The following is a 22,712-nucleotide window of genomic DNA, read 5'->3' on the forward strand; positions in this document are numbered from 1 at the left end:
CTAAATAAACACAAAAAATGAGTTTAATTGACCTACTTACAGGGAACACAGGCAACCAGGTTGCTGAACAGGCTGAAAACAAATTCGGAATCAATAAAAACCAGGTAATCGCCCTATTAGCTGTTGCTACCCCTCTTATTATTTCTTATCTTAGAAATAAATCTCAGGATGCTAAAGAAGCAGAAGCTTTAAATAATGCTTTAGATAAAGACCACAACGGAAGTATTTTAAATGATGCTTCACAAATTGAAGCAAGACAGGCTGAAGGAGGATCTATTCTTGATCATATCTTCGGTGGGCAAAAAAGTACTGTTGAAAACCAACTGTCACAGAACACTGGAATTTCAATAGATAAAATAGGTCCTATTCTTGCAATGCTTGCACCTGTAGTAATGGGTTATATCGGACAGCAAAAACAACAGAGCAATGTAGGAGCAGGAGGTTTAGGAGATCTTCTAGGAGGAATCCTTGGAAATGCTTCCAATCAGGCACAAGCTCAGCAGTCTAATCCTTTAAATGACATTCTTGGAAGTGTTTTAGGAGGAGGAGGCGGACAATCTCAATCATCAGGAAATCCTTTGAACGATATTCTGGGAAGTGTATTGGGTGGTGGAAACCAACAACAAGGCGGCGGCTTAGGCAGCATCCTTGGTAATATTTTGGGAGGTAAATAATTAATTTAATTTTCATAAAAAAGACCGGAGTTATGATCTTCGGTCTTTTTATTTTTAATTACTTTTTAGATTTTTCTGCAGAAGCAGGAAATGATTTTGAAGCTTTTTTAGGTCTTCTTTTACCATAACTTCCGGAATTAATTTTTCCTCTTCTTGATTTTTTGTCTCCTTTTCCCATAGTATTATATATGTATTTGTTGTTCTACGAATTTAGAAAATACAACACTAAAATCCAATTAATGAAGCTGTTAAAGTTTTATAAATTAGGGAGGGAAACTGGAAGTTATTTTTATTATTGATCTGCAAATTAATTATTCTTAAAAAACAATTTGTATACTTAAGGCTTAAGTAGCATCCATCTCCTACACTTTTATCGTCTTCCATTTTCCTTTTTTAAATAAGATAAAGGCAACAATCGTAATTAAAGTTTCTGCGGCAGGAATTGAGATAAAAACTCCTTTGGGTCCCATATCAAGATATTTTGATAAGAAATAAGCCAGCGGAATCTGAAACAGCCAGAATCCAAAAAGATTAACCCAGGTAGGAGTCCATGTATCACCAGCCCCATTAAAGGCATTGATCATCACCATCCCGATTCCATAGAAAATAAATCCTATACTCATAATCTGAAGCGCATTTTTAGCAAAATCTTTAATAGCCATTTCCTGAGTAAAAAAACCAACTAAAAAGTTCCCCATAAAAAGGAAAATCAAACTTACCACCAGCATAAAAATGACATTATATTTCACGGTTTTCATCACCGACTGTTCTGCTCTCAGCATTTCATTCGCTCCCATATTCTGCCCTACCAACGTAGATGCAGCATTACTCAATCCCCATGCTGGAAGCATAAAGAACATCATTAATCTTAAAGCTGTCTGATAACCTGCCGATGCATTCTCTCCTCCTGTAGTTGCAACAAGTTCTGCAAGGAAAATCCAGCTGCATGAGGCAATGACAAATTGAAAAATTCCGGGAGTTGCAATTTTTATAATGGATTTGATTAATGCATAATTCGGTTTAAAATAAGGAAGCTTAATTCTTATCTGAGTATCGGCTACCAAAAGATGATACAGCTGATACATAACACCAATACTACGTCCTATTGTTGTTGCCAAAGCAGCTCCCGTTAGTCCCAAAGCAGGAACAGGTCCTAAGCCTTTTATCAGAATCGGACAGAGAATGATATTAGCAATATTGGCTATCCATAAACTTTTCATAGCAATCATAGCATTTCCGGCTCCTCTGAAAATCCCATTAATTAAAAACAAAAGCATAATAATCGTGCTGCTTCCCATCATAATTCTGGTAAAATTCTTCCCATAAGCTGCTGCTTCAGGCTTTGAACCCATCAGGATTAAAATTTCTTCTGCAAAGATCACTCCCAACAAGCTTAAAATAAAAGTAATCGCAAAGGAAACGAGTAATACCTGCGCTGCACTCCTGGAAGCCTGTTCCAGATTTTTCTCACCAATTCTTCTTGCTACCAAAGCTGTAGCCGCCATACTCATCCCAATGGCAATAGAATACATTATCGAAAGTACAGATTCGGTAAGCCCCACCGTCTGGATAGCAAAACCGCTTTCTTTCAGATGGCCGACAAAATAGAGATCAACAAGCGCAAATACGGATTCCATAGCCATTTCCAGCATCATGGGAATTGCCAAAAGCAGCACAGCACTTCTGATGTTCACTTTGGTAAAATCAGTTTCTTCACCGCTGAATGCTTTTTTCAAAAATTCAATATATTTTGTCATTTCGCAATTAATATTTTATGTAATCCCAAAAATACAAATCCAATTATTAGAAAAACTTAGCAATTGGTAATAAAATTTAATTTAGATTTGTATATTCTTAAAAATTATCCTTATGAAAAAAATAATCTCTACTACTTTTCTATTTGGAATGTTACTGTCCGGCAGCATGTTCTCTGCCCAGAAGATGAGTCAGGAAAAGATGAAAGCCATTTATTCTGATGATATAACAACATTCAAAAAACAGTTTGCTCCAGGAGATTACAACAAATGTTTCCTTGTGGGAAATATACTTTATTCACCCCTTGGCTTCAGCGTAATGTCTGACAGAAAGAATATTATCAACTTCCTTTTGGATAACAAAGCGAATGTGAATAAAAAATGTCAGAATAAAACTCCTCTTGAAGTAGCTGATGAAACAAAAGGCAGCGAAGAAGTAAAGAGAATTCTAATCGCAAAAGGTGGTAACAGAATCTAAAAAAATCTAAAAACAATATATGAAACTTCCGAAAGGGAGTTTTTTTTATTTATAAAACCTGCAAAAATCTTATCTTTGCCAACGAAAAATTCAAGGTTCGGAATTGAACCTTAAACATTGAACTTTAAACAAATAATTATGTTTCGATCACACACCAACGGAGAGCTATCTCTGAAAAATCTGAATGAAGAAGTTACACTATCAGGATGGGTACAGACTATCCGTGATAAAGGATTTATGATTTGGGTAGATCTTCGAGATCGTTACGGAATTACCCAGCTGGTTTTTGACCAGGACCGCTCTTCTGCACAATTGATGGAAGAAGCTAAAAAACTGGGCCGTGAATTTGTGATTCAGGCTACCGGAAGAGTTATTGAAAGAGTAAGCAAAAACCCTAATATTCCAACTGGGGAAATTGAAATTCTGGTAGAAAAACTGACTATTCTGAATGATTCTCAGCTTCCACCTTTCACTATTGAGGATGAAACGGATGGTGGTGAAGAATTAAGAATGAAATACCGTTACCTGGATATCAGAAGAAATCCGGTAAAAGATAAACTGATCTTCCGTCACAAGATGGCACAGAAAGTAAGAAATTATTTATCTGACGAAGGTTTCATTGAAGTGGAAACCCCTGTTTTGATCAAGTCTACTCCGGAAGGAGCAAGAGACTTTGTTGTACCAAGCAGAATGAATCCTGGACAGTTTTATGCATTGCCACAGTCTCCACAAACTTTCAAACAACTTTTGATGGTAGGTGGAATGGATAAATATTTCCAGATTGTAAAATGTTTCCGCGATGAGGATTTAAGAGCAGACAGACAGCCGGAGTTTACACAAATCGACTGTGAAATGGCTTTCGTAGAGCAGGAAGACGTTATGAACGTATTCGAAGGAATGACTAAAACTCTTATAAAAGATATTACAGGTCAGGAATTCGGAGCTTTCCCAAGAATGACTTTCGCAGAGGCGATGAAAAAATACGGAAATGACAAACCGGATATCCGTTTCGGAATGGAGTTCGTAGAACTGAATGAACTGGTAAAAGGAAAAGACTTTAAAATATTTGATGATGCTGAATTAGTAGTAGGAATCAATGTAGAAGGATGTGCAGACTATACGAGAAAACAGATCGATGAACTTGTGGATTGGGTTAAACGTCCTCAAATTGGTGCTTCAGGAATGGTTTGGGCAAAATTCCAGAATGACGGAGTGAAAACCTCATCGGTAAACAAATTCTACAACGAGGAAGATTTAGGAAAGATCATTGAAAAATTCGGAGCAAAAGAAGGTGACTTAATGTTAATTCTTTCCGGAAACGAAAATAAAGTAAGAGCTCAGCTTTCCGCATTAAGAATGGAACTTGGTAACCGTTTGGGATTAAGAAAAGGAAATGTATTTGCACCACTTTGGGTAGTTGACTTCCCTCTATTGGAATGGGATGAAGACACTGAAAGATACCATGCAATGCACCACCCTTTCACGTCTCCAAAACCGGAAGATATCCACTTATTGGAAACAGATCCTGGAAAAGCAAGAGCCAACGCTTATGATATGGTTCTGAACGGAAACGAAATCGGAGGTGGATCTATCAGAATTTTTGACAGAGATCTTCAGTCTAAAATGTTTGATTTATTAGGATTTACCAGAGAAGAAGCAGAAGCTCAGTTTGGATTCCTGATGAATGCATTCAAATATGGTGCTCCGCCACACGGAGGTTTAGCATTCGGATTTGACCGTTTGGTGGCGATTCTTGACGGAAACGAAGTGATTAGAGATTATATTGCTTTCCCTAAGAACAATTCAGGACGAGATGTAATGATCGATGCACCTGCTTCGATTGCTGATGCACAGCTCGACGAATTAGAATTACAATTGAATTTAAAAGCATAAATGTAAAGCGGGGTATTTGCCCCGCTTTTTTTATATTCTTATTACAGAAGCCTAAAGCTCACCCTGAACTTCCTAATGTTTTATACTGACGACACTATTTTTGAAAAATAAATTTTAATAAAGTAGCATTATTTAGAATCAAAAAACATACAAATTCTAATATTATTTATCAATTTGCTAACAAAACAAACCTTACACTAACAAAAAGTATATTTTTATACACTATATCAAATATTCGTGAAATAATCAAATTTAAAATTCGATAGTAAAAATTAAATTAAAACAACTAAACAAACGAAATAAATACATTTTTAAAATAAAAATCCAACAAAACAATCATTATATTATGTTATATGTAAATATGATTTTTATTAATATATTTACGTTACACAGCTGATTTATAATGAAGACTTAATCAAAACTTAGGAATTGATGTATTTTTATAATCTCATGCGTATGATAATAATATAGCTGTTCATATTTTAAACCTTGATCACCAAACCAATATTAAATCATATGAAAAGCAAACTATTACTATTATCAGGATGCCTTGTTTTGGCACTGAATTCATGTAGGTCGGACATTGAAAATCCTCAAACTGATTCAATCGATCCTATCACCACGAAGCTAGACAATGCAAAGATTCACAAATTATCAATTGACGGGAAAGACACCTATGTCAATGAAGTAAATGGAGAATATTTTTATGCAGAAGATATTACGATTAGCCCAGAACAGTTTAATGTATTACAAAAGCAGGCTAACCCCGGAATATCAACTGCAGAGAAAAGTACCATTGTAAGCTCCTTTATTAAGACATGGCCGAATGCAACCGTCTACTATACATTACCAAGCCAGGGAAGTCTGAGTACTCAAAATTATAATACGTTCCTGACCAATATCAACAAAGCGTTTGATATGATTTCTTCACAGACCAGCATGCAGTTTGTTGAACGGACCAACCAAACAGAATATATCACCTTTACTTATACAACGTCCAACAGTTCTCCACTTGGATGGCAAAAAAACAGAGTTAACGGTATAAAAATTTATAATATTACTTATCCCGCCATTATTGCTCACGAAATCATGCATTCTATGGGAATCATGCATGAGCAGTGTCGCCCGGATAGAGATCAGTACATCATTGTAGATGTTAACAAGGCTGTAGAAGGAAGCCGTCATAACTTCAATCTTTATAATGATTATGCAGGACATGGTGCGTTTGATTTCGGTTCAGTGATGATGTATCAGTCTACAGACTTTGCTATAGACTCAAGTCAGCCTGTAATGACCAAGCTGGATGGATCTACATTCACCAAGCAAAGAACAGGATTGTCTGCAGGTGATTATGCCGGAATCAATCATTTGTATGGACCTGTTAATGCTACTTCTGCCATTAACGGAACGTATACCATGGGAACTGCTTTAGCGAGTGATAAAAATGTAGATATTTCAGGAAGTTCAACTACAGACGGCACCAGCATCATTCTGTACTCAGCTTCTACAGGGAATAACCAGAGATTTACTTTCACCAAATCAGATCATGGTTATTATATCATCAAATCTTTATTGGATCCTACAAAGGTATTAACTGTAAAAAGTAATGGAACAACGAATGGAACGGCTGTTGAATTAAGAACCAATGCAAATACAGATTCTCAAAAATGGTTATTATTTAATTTAGGAAATAATGGATTTGGATTTGCTCCTAAGAACGCACCAGCATTGAGATTAGAGGTGAAAAATGGCACAACAACCAATCTTACCCCTATTGTAATCGGCACAACTGATCAAACGGTTCAGCCTTCTACAAAACAACGCTTTATCCTTACAAAAGTTAACTAAATTTCTTCATACAAAAAAGAGGTTAGGAAATAAACTCCCTAACCTCTTTCTATTCTATAACTATCTATTAGATTAATTTCAACATCTCATTTCTTCCCGGCCCGGTTGAAAGATAAGCCACAGGAATTCCCAATTCTTCTTCCAAGAATGAAAGAAACTCGTTGACTTCTTTGGGTAATTCTGAAGGACTTTTCATTGCAGAGAAGTCAGCTTCCCATCCATTCATCCATTTTAGTATAGGTTTTCCGTTTTCAGGAAGTAAACCTGAAGCAGTTATGATCTCTCCATTTTCCAGTTCATAATGGGTACAAACTGCTACGGATTTCAGTCCACTTAAAACATCTGCTTTTGTGAGAACCAGCTGGGTTACCCCATTGATCATCACAGCATACTTCAAAGCAGGAAGATCCAGCCAGCCTGTTCTTCTCGGACGTCCCGTATTGGAACCAAACTCATTCCCTTTTATTCTGATCTCTTCACCTAATTCATCAAATAATTCAGTTGGAAAAACACCATTCCCTACTCTTGTACAGTAAGCTTTTGCAATCCCGAATATCTCACCTATCCTTTTCGGTGAAACACCAAGTCCACTGCTCGCTCCTGAAGCCGTGGTGGAAGAAGAAGTTACATACGGGTAAGTTCCGTGGTCAATATCCAGCATGGCAGCCTGAGAACCTTCAGCTAAGATTGTTCTACCTTCTGCCAGAGCATTGTTTAAATATATTTCAGTTTCTGTGCATTTGAATTTTTTCAGAAAATCTACCGCTTCAAAAAATTCATTACTTATTTCCTCCAAAGAAGGCAGTGTCATACCTCCTGCGATCAGCATCTTATAATCTCTTTCTAAAATGTGCTGTACTCTGCTTCTAAAGTCAGAAGCAAACATATCTCCTATTCTTACATTCTGTCTTAAGATTTTATTTGAATAAGCCTGTGCAATCCCGTTTTTGGTGGTTCCGATGGTTGTATAATCAGAACTTTCCTCCATAAAAACATCAAGAAGCTTATGAGTAGGCAGTACAAAGTGTGCTTTCAATGAAATAATCACATTACTTTCCGGCTGAACCGTTTCATCAAATAACTGAAGATTTGCAATTTCTTTTTTGAAACTTACAGGATCCAGAACGGTTCCTGTCCCGATCACATTTTGTACTCCGTTCATAAAGATCCCTGAAGGAATCATTTTAAGCGTAATTCTTCGTCCGTTTCTCTCTATGCTGTGCCCAGCGTTCGATCCACCATTAAAACGTGCTGTAATGTCATAATTTTCACTGATCAGATCAATAAACTTTCCTTTTCCTTCATCACCCCATTGTAATCCTAATACAATATCCATATTCGTACTTTAAATTTTATGAAGCAAAGCTATGACAGTCAATAAGAAAGACCATTGCCATTTGACAAAAAGAGATTTACTGAGAAATTAAAATCTAGATGCTAGAAATTAGTAACAACTCACCAACTCTATTACTCTCCCACAAAATCTTATACGATATTTCTCCTGATCCGGCTCAGTGAAGAAGGAGTGACTCCAAGATACGAAGCCAGCATAGATTGTGGAACTCTGTTGGCAAGCCCCGGATAATGATTTAAAAAATGAATATAACGTGATTTCGCATCTTGGTTGAGCATGATACTGGCAACCTTTAGTTTATTCTCAACAACAAACGCATGAATTCTTGCAAACAAAACCGGCCATACTGCAATTTTCTCTTCCAGAAGTTTAAAATGCTTAAGATTAATCACCAGCAGTACAGCATCTGTAATAGCTTCAATATCTTCATGAGCAGGCAGCTGATCGGTAAAACCTTGAAAATCTCCTATAAATCTACCTTCATAGATAAAATACCTGGTAAAATCGTCACCCTGTTTGTTATAGTATAAAGAGCGGAAAACCCCTTCCTTTACAAAAGCAATTCTTTGACTTACTTTCCCAGCCTCTACAAAAGGTTCTCCCTTCTTTACTTTAATTTCCTGAATTCCTTCAGCAATCAAAAGTTCCTCCTGAGGATTCAGTATTCCGAATTTTTTGATATAAGTAAAAAGCTCTTCCATATTTCTGTTTTACCCACGGATTGCGGTAAGATAAAGGTATAAAACTGACCGATAAAAACAATTGTCATTTGGTAAAAACCTTAAAAAAAGGGACAAAAAGATTTATTAAGGTGAAAAGTATTATCGACACTGAATAATTTCAATATTTTTGCATCCAAAACTTTTATCATGGAGGAGCCTATAAAATTACAATTATATTTCAATGAAAATATTGAGTGGGAAAATCAGAGATTTTTCTTTCAGTATACATGGAAAAAGCACTTCGTTGAACTAAAAAAAGCAATCCTATATGCTGTTCTATTCCTGGCACTAGGATTTCTTCCTCTAAAATCTTTGAATCTTGGTCCTGTTTCTGTTATTTTTAAATATGGTAGTTTCTTATTTGTAGGATATATTTTCCTTCTTTTATATCAATATTTCAGTACCAAAAATAAAACCTTCAATTTGATAGAAGAACAAATTGAAAATCTTAGAAGAAAACATGAGGAAATCAGTTTTATAACCCTTCACAAGGACAGCATTACTGTTAAAAATCCATTCAATACAATCAACTGCGTCTGGGATAAAACTCATTATAAAATGGTTGATCAATACCTTATTTTAAATATGGTTAATAACAAGGTTAATTTCATTTTTACGGAACCTGAGTTTAAGGAGAATGAATATAAAATTTTATTAGATTTTCTTCAGCAACATTCTACAAAAGAAAAATAAAAACTCCCACATTACAATAATGCAGGAGCTTCTTAAAAAAAATTAAATATAATTATTGATTGTAAACATGGATATCTCTCTGTGGAAAAGGAATTCCGATTCCAGCTTTATCGAGAGCTTCTTTACAACCGATGATTAGTTCTTCATTCATTGCCCAGAAATTTTCAGTGGAAGTACTCACTCTTACGGATACATTCACAGCACTGTCTCCAAGTTCAGTAACCACCACCTGTGGGGCAGGCGTTGCAAGAGCATATTGATTATTCTTGATAACGTTCATTAAAATGTCCTTGGTCTGTTTAAGATCCGCATCATAGGCAATTCCGATATCCAGTGATGTTCTCCTTGTTCCCAGTTGGGTAAAATTGGTAATACTGTTATTTGAAACTACTCCGTTAGGAATAATAATCAGTTGGTTTTGTGGGGTGATCAGTTTTGTATGAAAAATATCAATAGCATCTACAGTTCCTGAAACCCCTGAATTGGTAGAAATAAAATCACCAATCTTAAATGGTTTTAATAGCAGAATTAAGATTCCACCTGCAAAATTTGTTAAAGATCCCTGTAAAGCTAAACCTACCGCTAAACCTGCGGCACCAATCATTGCAACAAACGCAGATGTTTGTACTCCAAGTTGCGTCACAACAACAATAAACAGCAGAATATTAAGTCCCCAGTTGATAATATTTAAAAGAAAATGCTGCAACGAAGCTTCCATATTTCTCTTTTTGAAACCTTTTTCAACCAGTTTTTTAATCATTCTGATCATCCATGATCCGATAAGATAAATCAATAATGCAGAAATGATTGCAGTAAAAATTCTCGGTGCCCATGAGATTGCTGAAGAAATTAAGGTGTCCCAGTGTTGTTGAATCTTGTTCAGTTCTAAATCGTCCATTTTATACTATGTGTTTACTATTTATATCAATGAAGCATTGACATCTTCTGCAGGATTGAAAAAAAGAAATCCACCTTGCACTGTAGAGTGAAAGTAAATTATATTTTATCCTTAAAAATAGATTAACAGCAGAAAAGAATATTTCTGCTTTACTCAATATTCATTCAGAAATTGAATCTTGCAGGAAGAAATAATTTTTGGGTCATAGAATTACAAAAACGATACCGAAGTGTGTAAGCTATCCAAGAAAAATAATATTAATGAAAATTACTTAAGGTAATTTTGCAGCAAGGCTTTCCGGCAAAAGTCTCAGAATATGATAAATAATCTTCCATTTAAAGTTCGGAACAATGGTAAAGGAATTTCCGGCGTTGACAATAAATCCGGCCACATAATCCGGCTCCATGATCAGAGATTCATTCAGTTCTAATCCTTCGTTGATTTTTGTTCTGATATAGCCAATAACCAAGGCATTCACAATTATTTTTCGAGAAGCTAGTTCTTGTCTCAATCCCGCCAGAAACTGTGTAAACGCAGCCTTTGTACTTCCATAGACAAAATTGCTTTTTCTCCCTCTTACTCCGGACAAGGAAGATAGACCAATGATTCTTTCAAGATTTTTATTGTTTTTGTCCATTGCAATAATGCTTAGGATAGACACACCACCCATATAATTGACTTCCATCATTTGTCTGGCTCCCTTGAAATCAGTCAGTGCTTTTTGATTATCTACTAAAAAACCTGCAGCATAAACCACAATATGAGGTTGTACAGAAAGACTGGAATAAAATTGATGATGAGAATCAAAATCAGCAGCATCAAAATACGAAACAGAGACTTTTGAGCGATCCAGATTGTTTGAATCAATGAAATCATTCAAAGAGGTTGTATTTCTGGAAGCTGCAATTACGGAAAACCCTTTTTCCATATATTGTTTTATGCATTGCTTGGCAACATCAGAATTGGCTCCCAGAATAAGAACCGTTTTGTTTGTGTTTTGATTCATGAAGCAAAGATAATTTTTTATTAAACACTAATTTCACTAATTGTTTTCCACAAATGGACATAATTTTTCAAACCAGTGTAAAAAAATTGCGGCGGGTGAACAAAGTTCACCCGCCGCAGCTAAATATTTTTCAGACTGAATTATTTTTTTTCTTCAGTTGCTGTTTCTTTTTTGTCTTCTGCCTTATCAGCAGTTTTTGCTTTATCTCCAAAACGAGCTTCAGTCATTTCTCTTGAAACTGCTGCTTTTTCGAATTTCAGTTTTCCGGATAATGTTTCGATAACAAAACCGTCATCCTGAACCTGAGCAATTCTTCCGTGAAGACCTGATGTAAGAACTACTCTTGTTCCCACTTTAAGGTTTTCCTGAAAGTTTTTCTCCTGCTTTTGCTTTTTCATCTGAGGTCTGATCATCAGGAAATAAAACCCTACAAACATTACCCCCATCATGATCAGCATCATAGGTGAAGATCCACCCTGTGCCTGTAAAAATAGTGTTAACATATTGTAAATATTATGGTTGAATGTTCGCTGTGAACGTTAATCTGATTGGAGCTTTTTCTACATTAGCAAAAACGTCTGCATACTTCTGAACGTTTCCGTCGAAGCTTGAAGAATCGAAATGCAAAGTAACTTTTCCTTTTTTACCAGGCATGATAGGCTCTTTTGTAAAATCAGGAGCTGTACATCCGCATCCTGGCTTCACTTCAGAAATGATTAATGGATTCTTACCTGTATTGGTAATTTCATATACGTGCTCTACTTTATCTCCTTTTTTGATTTTTCCAAAATCGAAGCTGTTTTCAGATAAAGCTACAGAAGTAGATGGTTCGTTAGAAACCGGAGCAACTGTTTCACCTGCTACAGGTGCTGCTGCAGAATCAGTGGTTACCGGAGCCGCAACAGCTGCAGAATCAGTAGTTGCAGTTTCAGCACTTTGAGTTTCTTTGTTTTCTTTTTTACATGATACTAACCCAAAGCCTATAATTGACAAGGCGATAATTGATAACGTCTTTTTCATTTTATATTCTATTTTGATCTTTACAATATTTATCTAAAATACCATTGATGAAGATATTGGAACGGTCTGTAGCAAATACTTTTGCAATTTCAATATATTCATTAATAATTACTCTTGAAGGTGTGAAAGCAAAGTTATCAAGTTCTGCAATTGCTGTAGATAAAATTACTTTATCCATTAGAGAAACTCTTTCCAAATCCCAGTTTTCCAGTCTTTCTTCCAGTTTCTTTTCATTGTTTTCCCAGTTATTCAGGGTATCTCTTAACAATTTTGCAGCGAATGTTTTATCTTCTTCATCTTTAATCATTTTGATCAAAGTTCTGCTTTCTTCATCTTCTCTCAGGAAACCGATTGTTTTTTGTACCATTGAATTGGCAATATGGATATCATCGTACCATGAAAGTTCCTTATCTCCCAAGTAATCATGAAAATCTTCATTTTCAGCAATATATCTTAGAAATAATTTACCTATAAATTTCTGATCTTCTTCAAAAGAATATCCTTCTTCTTTCATGAAATCCTGATAACGTTTCCCGGCAGTAATTCTCTGGAAAGTTTTTACCAATAAATCATCATGCATATCCCATTTCAGTTGCTTGTGCTGTCCTGTGAAAAATAATCTTTCAGGATTTTCTTCCAGCTTAAGCAATACCTGGTTGTTGATGAATTTTTGGTTAGGATTAATATCAGCATCAGTTTTAAGAAATTTATTCTTACCAATTTCGATCTGATTTTCTGCCAAATCTTTCAAGCCCACCAAAAAGTTGAGCTGATAGATGTATAGATAATAGATTTTCTCTATCCCGGCAAACATGTTTTTCTCTAAAACATCAAATTTTACAGGATTTTGGTAGTAAGAATACACGGTCTGTACTACTTTTTCACGGATTTGTCGTCTTCCTAACATTCAAAGAGCTTTTTTATGGGTGCAAAGATACAAAATTTAAAATTGATGAAATTCGTAGTGTGATGACATTTTTGTAATTTTGTGCAACTATATGAAAGCGCTTAAAACCTTAAACCCCTATTTTTGGAAACACAAAATATTGTTGTTTTGGGGGGTACTATTTATCATTGCCAGTAATTTCTTTAATATATATAAGGTTCAGTTTGTAGGAAAATCTGTGGATGAACTTACAAAAAGTGGGAATCTTGGCTTTAACAATCAGGTTCTGATTTATGTTGGAATTATTGTAGGATGTTCTCTCTTAACCGGATTCTTTACCTTTATGATGAGACAGACCATCATTGTTGCGTCCAGAAGAATAGAATACGAGCTTAAAAATAAAATCTACAGACATTATCAGGATTTATCTTTAACGGATTATAAACAAACTACCATCGGAGACTTAATGAACAGATTAAGTGAAGATGTGGTGGCAGTAAGAATGTATCTTGGTCCTGGGGTGATGTATGTAGCCAACCTGATTGTACTGGTACTGATTACAGCTATTTACATGGTAAAAACGGATGCTTCCATGACGATGTGGACTTTACTTCCACTTCCTATTTTATCTTTTGCTATTTATAAGGTAAGTTCTATTATCAACAAAAAGTCAAAGATCATGCAGAAAAGCCAGTCTGCCATTTCAACTTTTGTTCAGGACAGCTTTTCCGGAATCCGTGTGGTAAAATTTTTCGCCAGAGAAAAATACATTGAAAAAAACTACGGAATCAAAGTCACCGATTATCAGAATAAAGCTTTGGATCTTGCTAAAACGGAAGCCTATTTTTTCACCATTATTCTTTTTGTCATCGGGTTATTAAATGTAGCGATCATCTGGATTGGAGGAACAAAATATATTGCAGGAGAATTAAGCATTGGTAAGATTGCCGATTTCTTCATGTATATCAACACCCTGATTTTTCCTTTCTCTATGGTAGGATGGGTAACTTCAGTCAACCAGAGAGCTGAAGCATCTATGCAGAGAATCAATGAATTTATGGATAAAAAATCTGAAATTATTAATACTAATTTTGAAAATTATCCGATCAAAGGAGATATAGAATTCAGAAATGTTTCTTACGTATATCCAAATACAGGCATCAAAGCCCTGGACAATCTAAGTTTCAAAGTAAAAGCCGGAGAATCATTAGCTATTATGGGAAAAACCGGTAGTGGAAAATCAACTATTGCCTTACTATTATGCCGATTAATAGATCCTACAGTAGGAGAAATTTTAATTGATGGTAAAAACCTGAAAGACCATAATCTGGAGAACTACAGAAACTTTATCGGGTATATTCCTCAGGAGAGCTATTTATTCTCGGATTCTATTGAAAATAATATTGGTTTTGCCATTGATCATCCTTCTCACGAGAAAGTAGTAGAGTATTCCAATATTGCAGATGTTCACAAAAATATTGTAGAGTTTAAAGACCAATATAAAACACTTGTAGGTGAACGCGGAGTAATGCTTTCGGGGGGACAAAAGCAAAGAATTTGTATCGCAAGAGCCTTAATTAAGGACCCTAATATCATTATTTTTGACGATTCTTTGTCCGCTTTAGACACTGAAACGGAGCAGAATATTCTGGAAAATATTGACAAAAAAATCAGTAACGCTACTTCCATAATTATCACACACAGAGAGTCTAGCGCACAAAAAGCCCACCAGATTATCAACCTAACCGAAATTGCCAATTCTGTAACCGCATAGCCATTTCATTCTCAATTGTTAAATAAATCATAAAAAAAATTTTGTGATTAAAAGAATTCTTTTATATTTGTTCTTAACAAGATTAAAAAATATCTAACAATGAGTGAATACAAGGAACGCCATGAAAATGAGATTTTCACGAAGGTGTTAAAAGCAGGGAGAAGAACTTATTTCTTTGATGTGCGCGAGACGAAAGCAGGAGATTATTATCTTACAATCACGGAGAGTAAGAAGAATTTCGGAGAGAATGGGGAAGCTACATTCGAGAAGCATAAAATTTACCTTTACAAGGAAGATTTTAAGAGTTTCCAGGAGATGTTTAATGAGTCCACAGATTTCATCATTAATGAAAAGGGTGAGGATGTAATTTCAGAAAAACATGACAAAGACTTCAAAAGCAGATCATATACAATTGATTCTGACGACGAGGTTTAAAAAAAGAATATCTAAAAACACAAGCATCTGAAAAAGATGCTTTTTTTATGCTCTAAAACTATCAATGGGCTAAAGCCCGTTTCTATTGAATATTATGATGAATATTTATTTTTAAGATTTCTCATACCTATTTTATTATTTTGGCAATACCATTTTTATATGCTGGCTCAAGATTATAAACGTAATACGTGAAAAAGTTTGAAAAAAAAGTAGAAAAATAAACTTTTAGTGAGTACTGAAATAGGTACAAAAATAAAAAAGTACACTTTCAAAAAGTGTACTTTCTTTGGGTGAATGATGGGTCTCGAACCCACGACCTTCGGAACCACAATCCGACGCTCTAACCAACTGAGCTACAATCACCGTTTTCTGAGTGCAAATATAGGACAATTTCCTCAACTACCAAACAATTCCATCAAAATTTTTCAAAGAAATTAATCTTTCAGACGTAAATCCCTCAGCATAAGTCACTCCCGATAATCGCCCTAAATCCTGTGCGCGGTAAGTTAAGCTCTCATAAAAGTCTTTTGTGGTAATTGGAGTCTCGGGTTCTTTAGAAGTCGGATCATAAAACTGAGTTTTGTATGCCATACAAGCTTCCAACTTTGTATTAAGATGCTCCGAAATATCAATAACAAATTCCGGTTTGATATCTTTCCACTGAATATAATGAAAAATATGTTTTGGTCTCCATACTTCCTGAGATTCTCCATCCAATACAGTTTCAATTTTTCTCAGTCCGGACAAAAAGCACGCATCCGATACTAATTTCGCTCCTTTTGCATGATCTGGATGTCTATCATCAATTGCATTCGCTAAGACGATTTCTGGCCTGTATTTACGAATCATTTTTACGATCCTCATTTGGTATTCTTCGGAATTCACCAAAAAACCATCTTTCATTCCAAGATTCTCTCTTGCGGAAAGCCCTAAGATTTTGGCAGCATCTGCAGCTTCAGCTTTTCTGGTTTCATCTGTACCTCTTGTTCCGAGCTCTCCTCTTGTAAGATCTACAACTACACATTTTTTTCCCTCTGAAACCATTTTAGCAATAGTTCCTCCACACCCCAATTCTACATCATCAGGATGTGCTCCAAAAGCAAGTATATCAGTTTTCATAAAATCAAAGATAAGTTTAAAATAAAAACTTCCCAAACATTACGAATGGGAAGTTTTAATATCTATAATTTAAATTTTAAATTACTTATTGATCTCTGCATTTAATTTTACAGCATCCTGGTAAGTAGGATCCAACTGTAGAGATTTTGCTACATAATCTTTTGCTTTAGCAGCATCAGAGTCTTTGCTCATATATGCTACAGCAAAATAAGCATAAGCAAGAGTCTGTTTGTTAGCTTCCTGATCAGCTGGTTTTACTGTACTGATGAATTTCTCATAAGCCATTTTTGCTGCATCATTGTTTCCTGCCTGCTGGTAAGAATATCCCTGGCTGTAATATGCCGGTGCCCAATCTGGAAGAAGCGCAGACATTTTTTGCCATGTAAGGATAGCTCCATTCCAGTTTTTAACATCCTGGTAAGCTGTAGCTAGCTTAAATAATGAATCAGAATCCTGGTTATTAGCAGCAACTTTCTGTTTTAATGCATCAATGGTAGGGTTAGTAGGTCCTTTGTCAACTTCTGACTGAGATACACCACCGCCTCCAGCGATGTTAGCCAATTCAAGATCCCACTTCATTGTTTCATCTTTAGCAGCCTTTGCGATAGCAACTTTCTGCTGAGATTCTGTCATTAAAGCTGTCTTTTTAGCAGCATCTTTTTCATCTTTTGCTAAACCTGCAGCAATAAGACCTTGCAAACCTTGGTCGGCAGGCTGTACTCTTGTTTTTTCAACCTGAGAAACGAAAGTATCCATGTTTTGCTTAGCATCTGCATAGTTTTTATCGGCATATGCATTGTAAGCTCTTAATTTGAACTTGATAGGATCTTCAATTTTATCAAAAATCTTATCTAATACCATTTTAGAGTTTGCATAATCTTCGTTTGTGAAGTATAGTTTTGCAATTTCTAATTGAGTATACGGATCTTCATCAGCATACTTGGTATAGTTGATAAGGTCTTGTGTAGCCTTTGCATTCTGTTGGTATCTGATGTCATAACCAGCTAATGCCTTATATGCAGGCGCGTAAGTAGCATCTACACCAATAGCTTTATCAATGTTTTGCTTAGCTTGTTGCCATTGTTGTGCAGCCATCCATAAAGTTGCCATTCTTGTATAAACGGAAGCTTTATTTTTAGCAGTAGGCAATGCTTTATCATAAGCAGACATAGCCTCTCCCGGCATTCTTTTTAATCTGTAAGCATCTCCTAATGTATAATAATAATGGGCAGGAACACCTTTTTTCTCAGCTTTTTCGATAGCTTTAGTTAAAAACTGAATAGCAAGATCAGGTGAACTGTTTTTCTCGAATAGAGTTAAAGCTTCTGCTGCTCTGAAAAGAACTTCAGCATCTTTTTCTCTTGAATCAGTAACTACTTTCTGAATTTCAGCAACGGCATTTTTATCACCTTTACCTAATTTAACAGCAGCTAAACCAATTTTGTTCAGATAGCTTTTACCATCAGCCGCTAAGCCTTTATTGAAATTTTCAGTTGCTTTAGCGTAATCTGGCTCTCCTTGTCTTAAGAAAGTATTTCCTAAATAGAAGTAGTTATCAGCTGTAGGTTCTTTAGCGATCATTTCAGTGAAATTTGTTTTTGCCTGCGCAAATTTATCACTGTCTATACTGTTGATACCATCCTGCAATGTCTGTGCAGAGGCAAAACCGGTAAAAAATACCACGGCTGCTCCAAAAGCAATCTTCTTTACATTCATATTCATTATATCTTTCATTTTATATTTTCAAATAATTGAGTTTTATTGTACACAATTTTCAGACCAAATCAAAATTTTTAATGAGGATAAATTGTGAATTTAATATTTTTTAACGCATCTGCACTTCTCTCTTATAAATATTATAAGGTTGCAACCCTTCTTTCTGCACAATTTTTTGGCCTAAATGGGTACATGAAAATCTTATAAATCCATTGGCAATATTAAAATTACCTTCGTTAATCAGGAAATAAAGCACTCTTGTAAACGGATATTCCATTGTACGAAGTCCTTCAAAATCTGCATTGTAAGATTTTCCTTTTTCTACCACAGGAAGAACCTTCACCATCTCTCTCAATTTTTCTGACGTTTTATCATAAGGACGGCTAAAAGTATTCAATCCAATAACGCCTATTTTATCGGGATATTTTCCTAATTCCTCTATAATCTTCTGATTTCCCGGAATAATGGAAAATTTCAGGTCTTTGGGTTGTTTTTTTAATTTCTCAGCAACAAAATTCAGGTTACTGGAGTTGGTTCCGTCAAAAATAAATTCCTTTTTATCAGACATCAAACCGCTGTTGATTTCTTCTATTGAAATACTTTCTATTGGAGAATCTTTAGGAACAACAAAAACCACTGCATCTGCAGCAAATTTAGCAGGAAGAAACTTTAAATCTGTTCTTTCCTCATATGTTTTTATTTCTTCAGGATTAAGATTTCTGGACATTACTACCACTTTAGCACTTCCTTTCAAAAGATCAAGAAGTCCTAAATCTTCTTTCTTGGTTTCTACTTTGATGTGTGTCTCAGGATAGTTGATCATATAGCCGTCAGCTAATGCTTCTGTAACGCTTTGAAAAGATTCGTCAGTAAAAATTGTAAGATTACCTTTGTGATAAGAAGGAGCATTTTTCTCCTTTTTGCAGCTTGCAAGCATCATACTCAACACAAAAATTACTGCAAGCTTGAAACTATTCTTCATTTCTCGATTTTTTAATTCTTGAGATCGCCCTGTAAATTCTAAAAATACCATAAATAATAAGCACCACTCCTAACGCATAAGCAACAGCGGGCTCTAAGATAGTAAAGAAGAATTTGTAGACAATCACTACAATTCCTAAAACGATATAAAACAATCCCGTAACCAGGGATAACCAATTGAACATCATGTAACAAAAATACCAAAAAAAATAAAAAGAGAAGCATAAGCCTCTCTTTTTATTTATATTTTGAATAAATAAGTCTTATTCAAAGTTCATAGTAAATGGTACGCTATAGTAAGATCTAACGCTCTCCCCGTTTCTTTTCGCAGGAGTCCATTTTTTAAGTTTCTTAACTACACGCATTGCTTCACTGTTGAAGTCACCATTTGGAGATTTCTCTTCAATAGTAACATTCGAAACAGTTCCGTCTTTTTCTACAACGAACTTAAGCTTCGCTTTTAGTGTTCCTTCACCTCCTTCCATCAAAGATGTATCGAAGTTATCTCCCAAGAACTTTCTTAATGCTCCCATACCTCCAGGATATTCTGCAGACTGGTCAACATCTTTATAGATCTCGTTAGGGTTGTTCGCTTTCACTTCTACTGTAGTAGCTTTAGTACCTGTAGATGGTGGTGGCGGTGGTGGTGTATAAGCCGGAGCTTTTACCCCCTCCTGATTATTCAAACCAGTTGTAGTTTCCAACTGCTTAGAAATTGGTGGTGGTGGTGTTTCAATTTTCGGAGCTTTTACAGGCTCTGGAACCACGTTCTGAATTACTTCAATTTTCTCTTCCTCTTTTGGAGGCGGAGGTGGTGGTGGTTCTTCTTCTTTAGGCTGCTCGATAATCGGTTCTTCCTCGATAATATCTACTAGATCTGCCTTAACTTCTTGCTTAGGCGGAGCTGTAAGATTTTTAATCGTAAGATAGATGAACGGAGACAAAGCTGCCAAAAGGAATAATGCTGTTCCGATAATAAAAGACTTTGTTAAAAGTCTCGGATACTGATGTCTAAGATCATAGGCACCATATTCCTTGTTTCTATTTTCAAATACGATCTCGTCTAAAGTAAGATTCTGACCGTATACATTTTCATCTGCCATAGATTAGATATACAATTTTATGGTTAAATTACTTTGTAGCAGCTGGTGCGGCAGCACCTCCTACTTTCTTCTCATAAATAGCTTTTTCCCAAGGTTTGATATCAGTAACCCCGTACTGCTCACTTTTGGTAATTGCCATTTCGTCAAGAATATCAACAAAGTTCTTATATATAGCATCGTCAGTTGGCTTGATGATCACGGTAAATTTCGTTTGATCTGCAGCTCTAGATTTTGCCTGCTGAATTACTTTTCTAATTCCTTCTCTGTCAAGAGTAGTTTCCATAAGAGTTTGGTCATTTAAGGATGTAGCATCCTGCTGGTGCCAAAAAACTCTATTGTTTTTTCCTAATAAGATAGAAATTGAGTTAGAAAGTTTAATTTCTGTTGGAGGTGGTTTTTGTTTTTCATCTTTCGGTTTAGCCGGAAGACCCAAATCCATAACGTTCGGTTTACTGAACGTAGTTGTGAACATAAAGAAGGTAATCAATAGAAAACCCAAGTCCACCATCGGAGTCATATCGACTCTGGTGTTTTGCTTCTTGGAACGGACCTTGCCGCCCTTGCCGCCTTTTTCTTGTACTTGTACTTCTGCCATTTCTATCGATATTATTCGTTAGGTTTACCTTCTTGTGATGTAATCAACCAAAATTTAAGAAAATCAATATCTCTTAAACCTTCAAATAAGCTTTTCACTTTAGGGTATTGTGTTGTAACGTCACCTTTAATCGCTAACTTATAGTCAGGGTTTACGCTCAAACTTTCTTTTACCCAATCAATTAATTGCTTATTTGTACTGTCCATAGGAATTCCTGATGGACTTCTATAATTTTTCTGCTCATCTGCAGGCATATCCAAGTAACCTTTAAGCTGGTTCATTGGAACTCCGATTGCCTGAACTTTCTGGAAAGCAGCTTTTTGGTTGTTGTCAAAAGTAATACCATACTTTTGTCCCATTTTATCCAAAAGAGCAATTCTTTCTGATGCATTTTCTACTGGCTGGAAATAGAATTTTCCGTCCGGAGTAGCGTTGATAGTCATTAAACTAGCATCAGGAAGCAATTTTTCCGAAATTGAAGATGGCGGTTTGATCTGCTCCACGTCAGGTTTTTTAAACTGAGTGGTCAAGATAAAGAACGTAAGAAGTAGGAACGCAACGTCACACATTGCGGTCATGTCCGTTACTACTCCATGTCTTTTAGGTTTGACTCTCGCCATTATTATAAAATATTTTTAATTAAACTTCTTTTAATTGCTAATGCAAATATCTTGCTAATTCTTAGTTGAATTCAGCGAAAGATTGTTGGATACTCATAGAGATCTCGTCGATCTTGTAAGTTAATCCATCAATTTTAGATGTAAAGAAGTTATAAAGGATAATAGCGATTGCTGAAGTACCAATACCTAATGCCGTGTTAATCAAGGCTTCAGAGATACCTGTAGATAGAGCAGCAGCATCTGGAGTACCACCTCCTGAACCTAATGCAAAGAACGCCTTGATCATCCCGATTACTGTTCCAAGTAGTGCGATTAGGGTTGCAACTGTACCTAGAGTAGAAAGAATCATCATGTTTTTCTCAAGCATTGGCATCTCAAGAGTAGTAGCTTCTTCGATAGCTTTGTTAAGAGCTACCATTTTCTGCTCTTTATTTAATGTAGTATCGTGAGAAAGTGCTTTGTAAGTAGTAAGACCTTCTTTTACTACGTTACCAACAGATCCTTGTTGTCTGTCACACTCTTCGATAGCTTCGTCAATTTTGTTTTGGTTTAGTAAGCTTCTTACTTGAACAACGAAGTTGTCTAAGTTTCCTTTTCCAGCAGCTTTACCAAGAACGAAATATCTTTCAAAAGAGAAAACGATTACAGTAATCATGAAAGTAATCAAGATTGGTACGATAACCCCTCCTTTGTAGATAATACCTAAAAACGATTCTGGGTGAATGTCTTTTCCTTCAACACTTGAAAAAGCTACAGAACCACTTCCTAGTTTTTCTGCATCCTTAAAGTTTCCTGGGCTACCAAGAACGAATAAATAAATACATACTCCTATAGCAAATAGAATAGGAATAATAACAGCTGGATTTAAACCTCCTGCCTTTCTAGCAACTACTTGCTCATCATTTTTTGAAACATTCATTTCCATATTTAACTAAATTATATTGTTTTAAAATTTTACAGGGTGTAAATTAAAGGCAAAATTAATTAAAATGCAAGAGTCTTAATTAAACATTTTGCTTTTTTTTGATAAAGAATTTTTAATACGATTTCGAAATAGTAATTATTTTAAATTATTTTATTTATTTTTTCCAAATTTAACATTTGAATTAAAAAATCATAAAAATAAGACACCCATTTTTTTTA

The 22,712-nt window shown here is 35.4% G+C and carries 24 protein-coding genes and 1 tRNA gene; 7 read left to right on the plus strand and 18 right to left on the minus strand.

The annotated features are described in order from the left end of the window. The first annotated feature begins 17 nt into the window (after window positions 1–17). A complete protein-coding gene (locus BUE84_RS20630) occupies window positions 18–674 on the plus strand; it encodes a DUF937 domain-containing protein (RefSeq protein ID WP_079243309.1) in 657 nt (218 codons plus the stop codon). Between the two features lie 58 nt (window positions 675–732). Here the strand turns inward: BUE84_RS20630 and BUE84_RS20635 are convergent, their stop codons facing one another. Both BUE84_RS20635 and BUE84_RS20640 read right to left on the minus strand, forming a co-directional pair. After that, window positions 733–852: a 30S ribosomal protein THX gene (locus BUE84_RS20635; RefSeq protein ID WP_079243310.1), complete on the minus strand. Its 120-nt coding sequence runs from the start codon at window positions 850–852 to the stop codon at window positions 733–735. A 184-nt stretch (window positions 853–1,036) separates the two neighbouring features. After that, entirely contained in the window at window positions 1,037–2,431 is a 1,395-nt protein-coding gene (locus tag BUE84_RS20640) for an MATE family efflux transporter (protein WP_079243311.1), read from the minus strand. A 112-nt stretch (window positions 2,432–2,543) separates the two neighbouring features. Here BUE84_RS20640 and BUE84_RS20645 point away from each other — a divergent pair, with 112 nt between their 5' ends. The 3 genes from BUE84_RS20645 (at window position 2,544) to BUE84_RS20655 (ending at window position 6,647) form a co-directional block, all read left to right on the plus strand. After that, window positions 2,544–2,906, plus strand: coding sequence for an ankyrin repeat domain-containing protein (locus BUE84_RS20645; protein WP_079243312.1), 363 nt, complete (start codon window positions 2,544–2,546; stop codon window positions 2,904–2,906). Window positions 2,907–3,044: 138 nt separating this feature from the next. After that, on the plus strand, window positions 3,045–4,799 hold the full coding sequence (gene aspS, locus BUE84_RS20650; protein ID WP_079243313.1) for an aspartate--tRNA ligase: 1,755 nt from the start codon (window positions 3,045–3,047) through the stop codon (window positions 4,797–4,799). 516 nt (window positions 4,800–5,315) lie between these two features. After that, window positions 5,316–6,647, plus strand: a complete 1,332-nt coding sequence (locus BUE84_RS20655; RefSeq protein WP_079243314.1) for a M12 family metallopeptidase — start codon at window positions 5,316–5,318, stop codon at window positions 6,645–6,647. 67 nt (window positions 6,648–6,714) lie between these two features. Here the strand turns inward: BUE84_RS20655 and BUE84_RS20660 are convergent, their stop codons facing one another. Continuing rightward, on the minus strand, window positions 6,715–7,983 hold the full coding sequence (locus BUE84_RS20660) for an adenylosuccinate synthase (protein ID WP_079243315.1): 1,269 nt from the start codon (window positions 7,981–7,983) through the stop codon (window positions 6,715–6,717). Window positions 7,984–8,132: 149 nt separating this feature from the next. Then, the gene (locus tag BUE84_RS20665) at window positions 8,133–8,702 is read right to left on the minus strand and encodes a Crp/Fnr family transcriptional regulator (RefSeq protein WP_079243316.1); all 570 of its coding nucleotides are present in this window, start codon (window positions 8,700–8,702) and stop codon (window positions 8,133–8,135) included. 168 nt (window positions 8,703–8,870) lie between these two features. On the opposite strand from BUE84_RS20665, the gene BUE84_RS20670 reads away from it, so the two are divergent. Further along, on the plus strand, window positions 8,871–9,416 hold the full coding sequence (locus BUE84_RS20670; RefSeq protein WP_079243317.1) for a hypothetical protein: 546 nt from the start codon (window positions 8,871–8,873) through the stop codon (window positions 9,414–9,416). A 52-nt stretch (window positions 9,417–9,468) separates the two neighbouring features. On the opposite strand, the gene BUE84_RS20675 is transcribed toward BUE84_RS20670, so the two are convergent. From BUE84_RS20675 to BUE84_RS20695, 5 genes are all read right to left on the minus strand, one after another. Further along, on the minus strand, window positions 9,469–10,314 hold the full coding sequence (locus BUE84_RS20675) for a mechanosensitive ion channel family protein (RefSeq protein WP_079243318.1): 846 nt from the start codon (window positions 10,312–10,314) through the stop codon (window positions 9,469–9,471). A 271-nt stretch (window positions 10,315–10,585) separates the two neighbouring features. Beyond that, window positions 10,586–11,320 (minus strand): SDR family NAD(P)-dependent oxidoreductase, encoded by a 735-nt coding sequence (locus tag BUE84_RS20680; RefSeq protein WP_079243319.1) that lies wholly within the window; start codon window positions 11,318–11,320, stop codon window positions 10,586–10,588. Between the two features lie 140 nt (window positions 11,321–11,460). Next, window positions 11,461–11,823, minus strand: a complete 363-nt coding sequence (gene yajC / locus BUE84_RS20685; protein WP_079243320.1) for a preprotein translocase subunit YajC — start codon at window positions 11,821–11,823, stop codon at window positions 11,461–11,463. 10 nt (window positions 11,824–11,833) lie between these two features. Further along, window positions 11,834–12,340, minus strand: coding sequence for a DUF1573 domain-containing protein (locus BUE84_RS20690; protein ID WP_079243321.1), 507 nt, complete (start codon window positions 12,338–12,340; stop codon window positions 11,834–11,836). A 1-nt stretch (window position 12,341) separates the two neighbouring features. After that, window positions 12,342–13,247: a transcription antitermination protein NusB gene (locus tag BUE84_RS20695; RefSeq protein WP_034693040.1), complete on the minus strand. Its 906-nt coding sequence runs from the start codon at window positions 13,245–13,247 to the stop codon at window positions 12,342–12,344. A gap of 91 nt (window positions 13,248–13,338) precedes the next feature. Here BUE84_RS20695 and BUE84_RS20700 point away from each other — a divergent pair, with 91 nt between their 5' ends. Together BUE84_RS20700 and BUE84_RS20705 are read left to right on the plus strand one after the other, a co-directional pair. Continuing rightward, the gene (locus BUE84_RS20700; protein ID WP_079243322.1) at window positions 13,339–15,000 is read left to right on the plus strand and encodes an ABC transporter ATP-binding protein; all 1,662 of its coding nucleotides are present in this window, start codon (window positions 13,339–13,341) and stop codon (window positions 14,998–15,000) included. 99 nt (window positions 15,001–15,099) lie between these two features. Then, window positions 15,100–15,435 (plus strand): DUF3276 family protein, encoded by a 336-nt coding sequence (locus tag BUE84_RS20705; protein ID WP_002976288.1) that lies wholly within the window; start codon window positions 15,100–15,102, stop codon window positions 15,433–15,435. A 288-nt stretch (window positions 15,436–15,723) separates the two neighbouring features. On the opposite strand, the gene BUE84_RS20710 is transcribed toward BUE84_RS20705, so the two are convergent. The 9 genes from BUE84_RS20710 to BUE84_RS20750 all read right to left on the minus strand — a co-directional run bounded on the left by BUE84_RS20710 (window position 15,724) and on the right by BUE84_RS20750 (window position 22,494). Further along, window positions 15,724–15,799 (minus strand) — tRNA-His (locus BUE84_RS20710). A 35-nt stretch (window positions 15,800–15,834) separates the two neighbouring features. Beyond that, window positions 15,835–16,554 carry a bacillithiol biosynthesis deacetylase BshB1 gene (gene bshB1 / locus BUE84_RS20715; RefSeq protein ID WP_079243323.1) on the minus strand — a complete coding sequence of 240 codons (720 nt, stop codon included), beginning with the start codon at window positions 16,552–16,554 and terminating at the stop codon, window positions 15,835–15,837. Window positions 16,555–16,635: 81 nt separating this feature from the next. After that, window positions 16,636–18,288, minus strand: a complete 1,653-nt coding sequence (locus BUE84_RS20720; protein ID WP_079243324.1) for a tetratricopeptide repeat protein — start codon at window positions 18,286–18,288, stop codon at window positions 16,636–16,638. Between the two features lie 91 nt (window positions 18,289–18,379). Beyond that, window positions 18,380–19,252, minus strand: coding sequence for a PstS family phosphate ABC transporter substrate-binding protein (locus BUE84_RS20725; protein WP_079243325.1), 873 nt, complete (start codon window positions 19,250–19,252; stop codon window positions 18,380–18,382). Then, on the minus strand, window positions 19,242–19,439 hold the full coding sequence (locus BUE84_RS20730; protein WP_171006307.1) for a DUF308 domain-containing protein: 198 nt from the start codon (window positions 19,437–19,439) through the stop codon (window positions 19,242–19,244). The genes BUE84_RS20725 and BUE84_RS20730 overlap by 11 nt, the downstream gene beginning before the upstream one ends. Window positions 19,440–19,514: 75 nt before the next feature. Further along, window positions 19,515–20,354 (minus strand): energy transducer TonB, encoded by an 840-nt coding sequence (locus tag BUE84_RS20735; protein WP_079243326.1) that lies wholly within the window; start codon window positions 20,352–20,354, stop codon window positions 19,515–19,517. Window positions 20,355–20,382: 28 nt separating this feature from the next. After that, window positions 20,383–20,949, minus strand: a complete 567-nt coding sequence (locus BUE84_RS20740; protein ID WP_034693034.1) for an ExbD/TolR family protein — start codon at window positions 20,947–20,949, stop codon at window positions 20,383–20,385. An 11-nt stretch (window positions 20,950–20,960) separates the two neighbouring features. Further along, on the minus strand, window positions 20,961–21,569 hold the full coding sequence (locus BUE84_RS20745; protein ID WP_034693033.1) for an ExbD/TolR family protein: 609 nt from the start codon (window positions 21,567–21,569) through the stop codon (window positions 20,961–20,963). 61 nt (window positions 21,570–21,630) lie between these two features. Next, on the minus strand, window positions 21,631–22,494 hold the full coding sequence (locus tag BUE84_RS20750; protein ID WP_034693032.1) for a MotA/TolQ/ExbB proton channel family protein: 864 nt from the start codon (window positions 22,492–22,494) through the stop codon (window positions 21,631–21,633). Window positions 22,495–22,712: the final 218 nt, after the last annotated feature.

Source organism: Chryseobacterium indologenes, from assembly GCF_002025665.1.
Lineage (GTDB): Bacteria > Bacteroidota > Bacteroidia > Flavobacteriales > Weeksellaceae > Chryseobacterium > Chryseobacterium metallicongregator.

Coding starts and splice junctions, on each gene's coding strand:
- BUE84_RS20630 (WP_079243309.1), top strand. CDS start 18: ATGAGTTTAATTGACCTACTTACAGGGAACACAGGCAACCAGGTTGCT.
- BUE84_RS20635 (WP_079243310.1), bottom strand. CDS start 852: ATGGGAAAAGGAGACAAAAAATCAAGAAGAGGAAAAATTAATTCCGGA.
- BUE84_RS20640 (WP_079243311.1), bottom strand. CDS start 2,431: ATGACAAAATATATTGAATTTTTGAAAAAAGCATTCAGCGGTGAAGAA.
- BUE84_RS20645 (WP_079243312.1), top strand. CDS start 2,544: ATGAAAAAAATAATCTCTACTACTTTTCTATTTGGAATGTTACTGTCC.
- aspS (WP_079243313.1), top strand. CDS start 3,045: ATGTTTCGATCACACACCAACGGAGAGCTATCTCTGAAAAATCTGAAT.
- BUE84_RS20655 (WP_079243314.1), top strand. CDS start 5,316: ATGAAAAGCAAACTATTACTATTATCAGGATGCCTTGTTTTGGCACTG.
- BUE84_RS20660 (WP_079243315.1), bottom strand. CDS start 7,983: ATGGATATTGTATTAGGATTACAATGGGGTGATGAAGGAAAAGGAAAG.
- BUE84_RS20665 (WP_079243316.1), bottom strand. CDS start 8,702: ATGGAAGAGCTTTTTACTTATATCAAAAAATTCGGAATACTGAATCCT.
- BUE84_RS20670 (WP_079243317.1), top strand. CDS start 8,871: ATGGAGGAGCCTATAAAATTACAATTATATTTCAATGAAAATATTGAG.
- BUE84_RS20675 (WP_079243318.1), bottom strand. CDS start 10,314: ATGGACGATTTAGAACTGAACAAGATTCAACAACACTGGGACACCTTA.
- BUE84_RS20680 (WP_079243319.1), bottom strand. CDS start 11,320: ATGAATCAAAACACAAACAAAACGGTTCTTATTCTGGGAGCCAATTCT.
- yajC (WP_079243320.1), bottom strand. CDS start 11,823: ATGTTAACACTATTTTTACAGGCACAGGGTGGATCTTCACCTATGATG.
- BUE84_RS20690 (WP_079243321.1), bottom strand. CDS start 12,340: ATGAAAAAGACGTTATCAATTATCGCCTTGTCAATTATAGGCTTTGGG.
- BUE84_RS20695 (WP_034693040.1), bottom strand. CDS start 13,247: ATGTTAGGAAGACGACAAATCCGTGAAAAAGTAGTACAGACCGTGTAT.
- BUE84_RS20700 (WP_079243322.1), top strand. CDS start 13,339: ATGAAAGCGCTTAAAACCTTAAACCCCTATTTTTGGAAACACAAAATA.
- BUE84_RS20705 (WP_002976288.1), top strand. CDS start 15,100: ATGAGTGAATACAAGGAACGCCATGAAAATGAGATTTTCACGAAGGTG.
- bshB1 (WP_079243323.1), bottom strand. CDS start 16,554: ATGAAAACTGATATACTTGCTTTTGGAGCACATCCTGATGATGTAGAA.
- BUE84_RS20720 (WP_079243324.1), bottom strand. CDS start 18,288: ATGAAAGATATAATGAATATGAATGTAAAGAAGATTGCTTTTGGAGCA.
- BUE84_RS20725 (WP_079243325.1), bottom strand. CDS start 19,252: ATGAAGAATAGTTTCAAGCTTGCAGTAATTTTTGTGTTGAGTATGATG.
- BUE84_RS20730 (WP_171006307.1), bottom strand. CDS start 19,439: ATGATGTTCAATTGGTTATCCCTGGTTACGGGATTGTTTTATATCGTT.
- BUE84_RS20735 (WP_079243326.1), bottom strand. CDS start 20,354: ATGGCAGATGAAAATGTATACGGTCAGAATCTTACTTTAGACGAGATC.
- BUE84_RS20740 (WP_034693034.1), bottom strand. CDS start 20,949: ATGGCAGAAGTACAAGTACAAGAAAAAGGCGGCAAGGGCGGCAAGGTC.
- BUE84_RS20745 (WP_034693033.1), bottom strand. CDS start 21,569: ATGGCGAGAGTCAAACCTAAAAGACATGGAGTAGTAACGGACATGACC.
- BUE84_RS20750 (WP_034693032.1), bottom strand. CDS start 22,494: ATGGAAATGAATGTTTCAAAAAATGATGAGCAAGTAGTTGCTAGAAAG.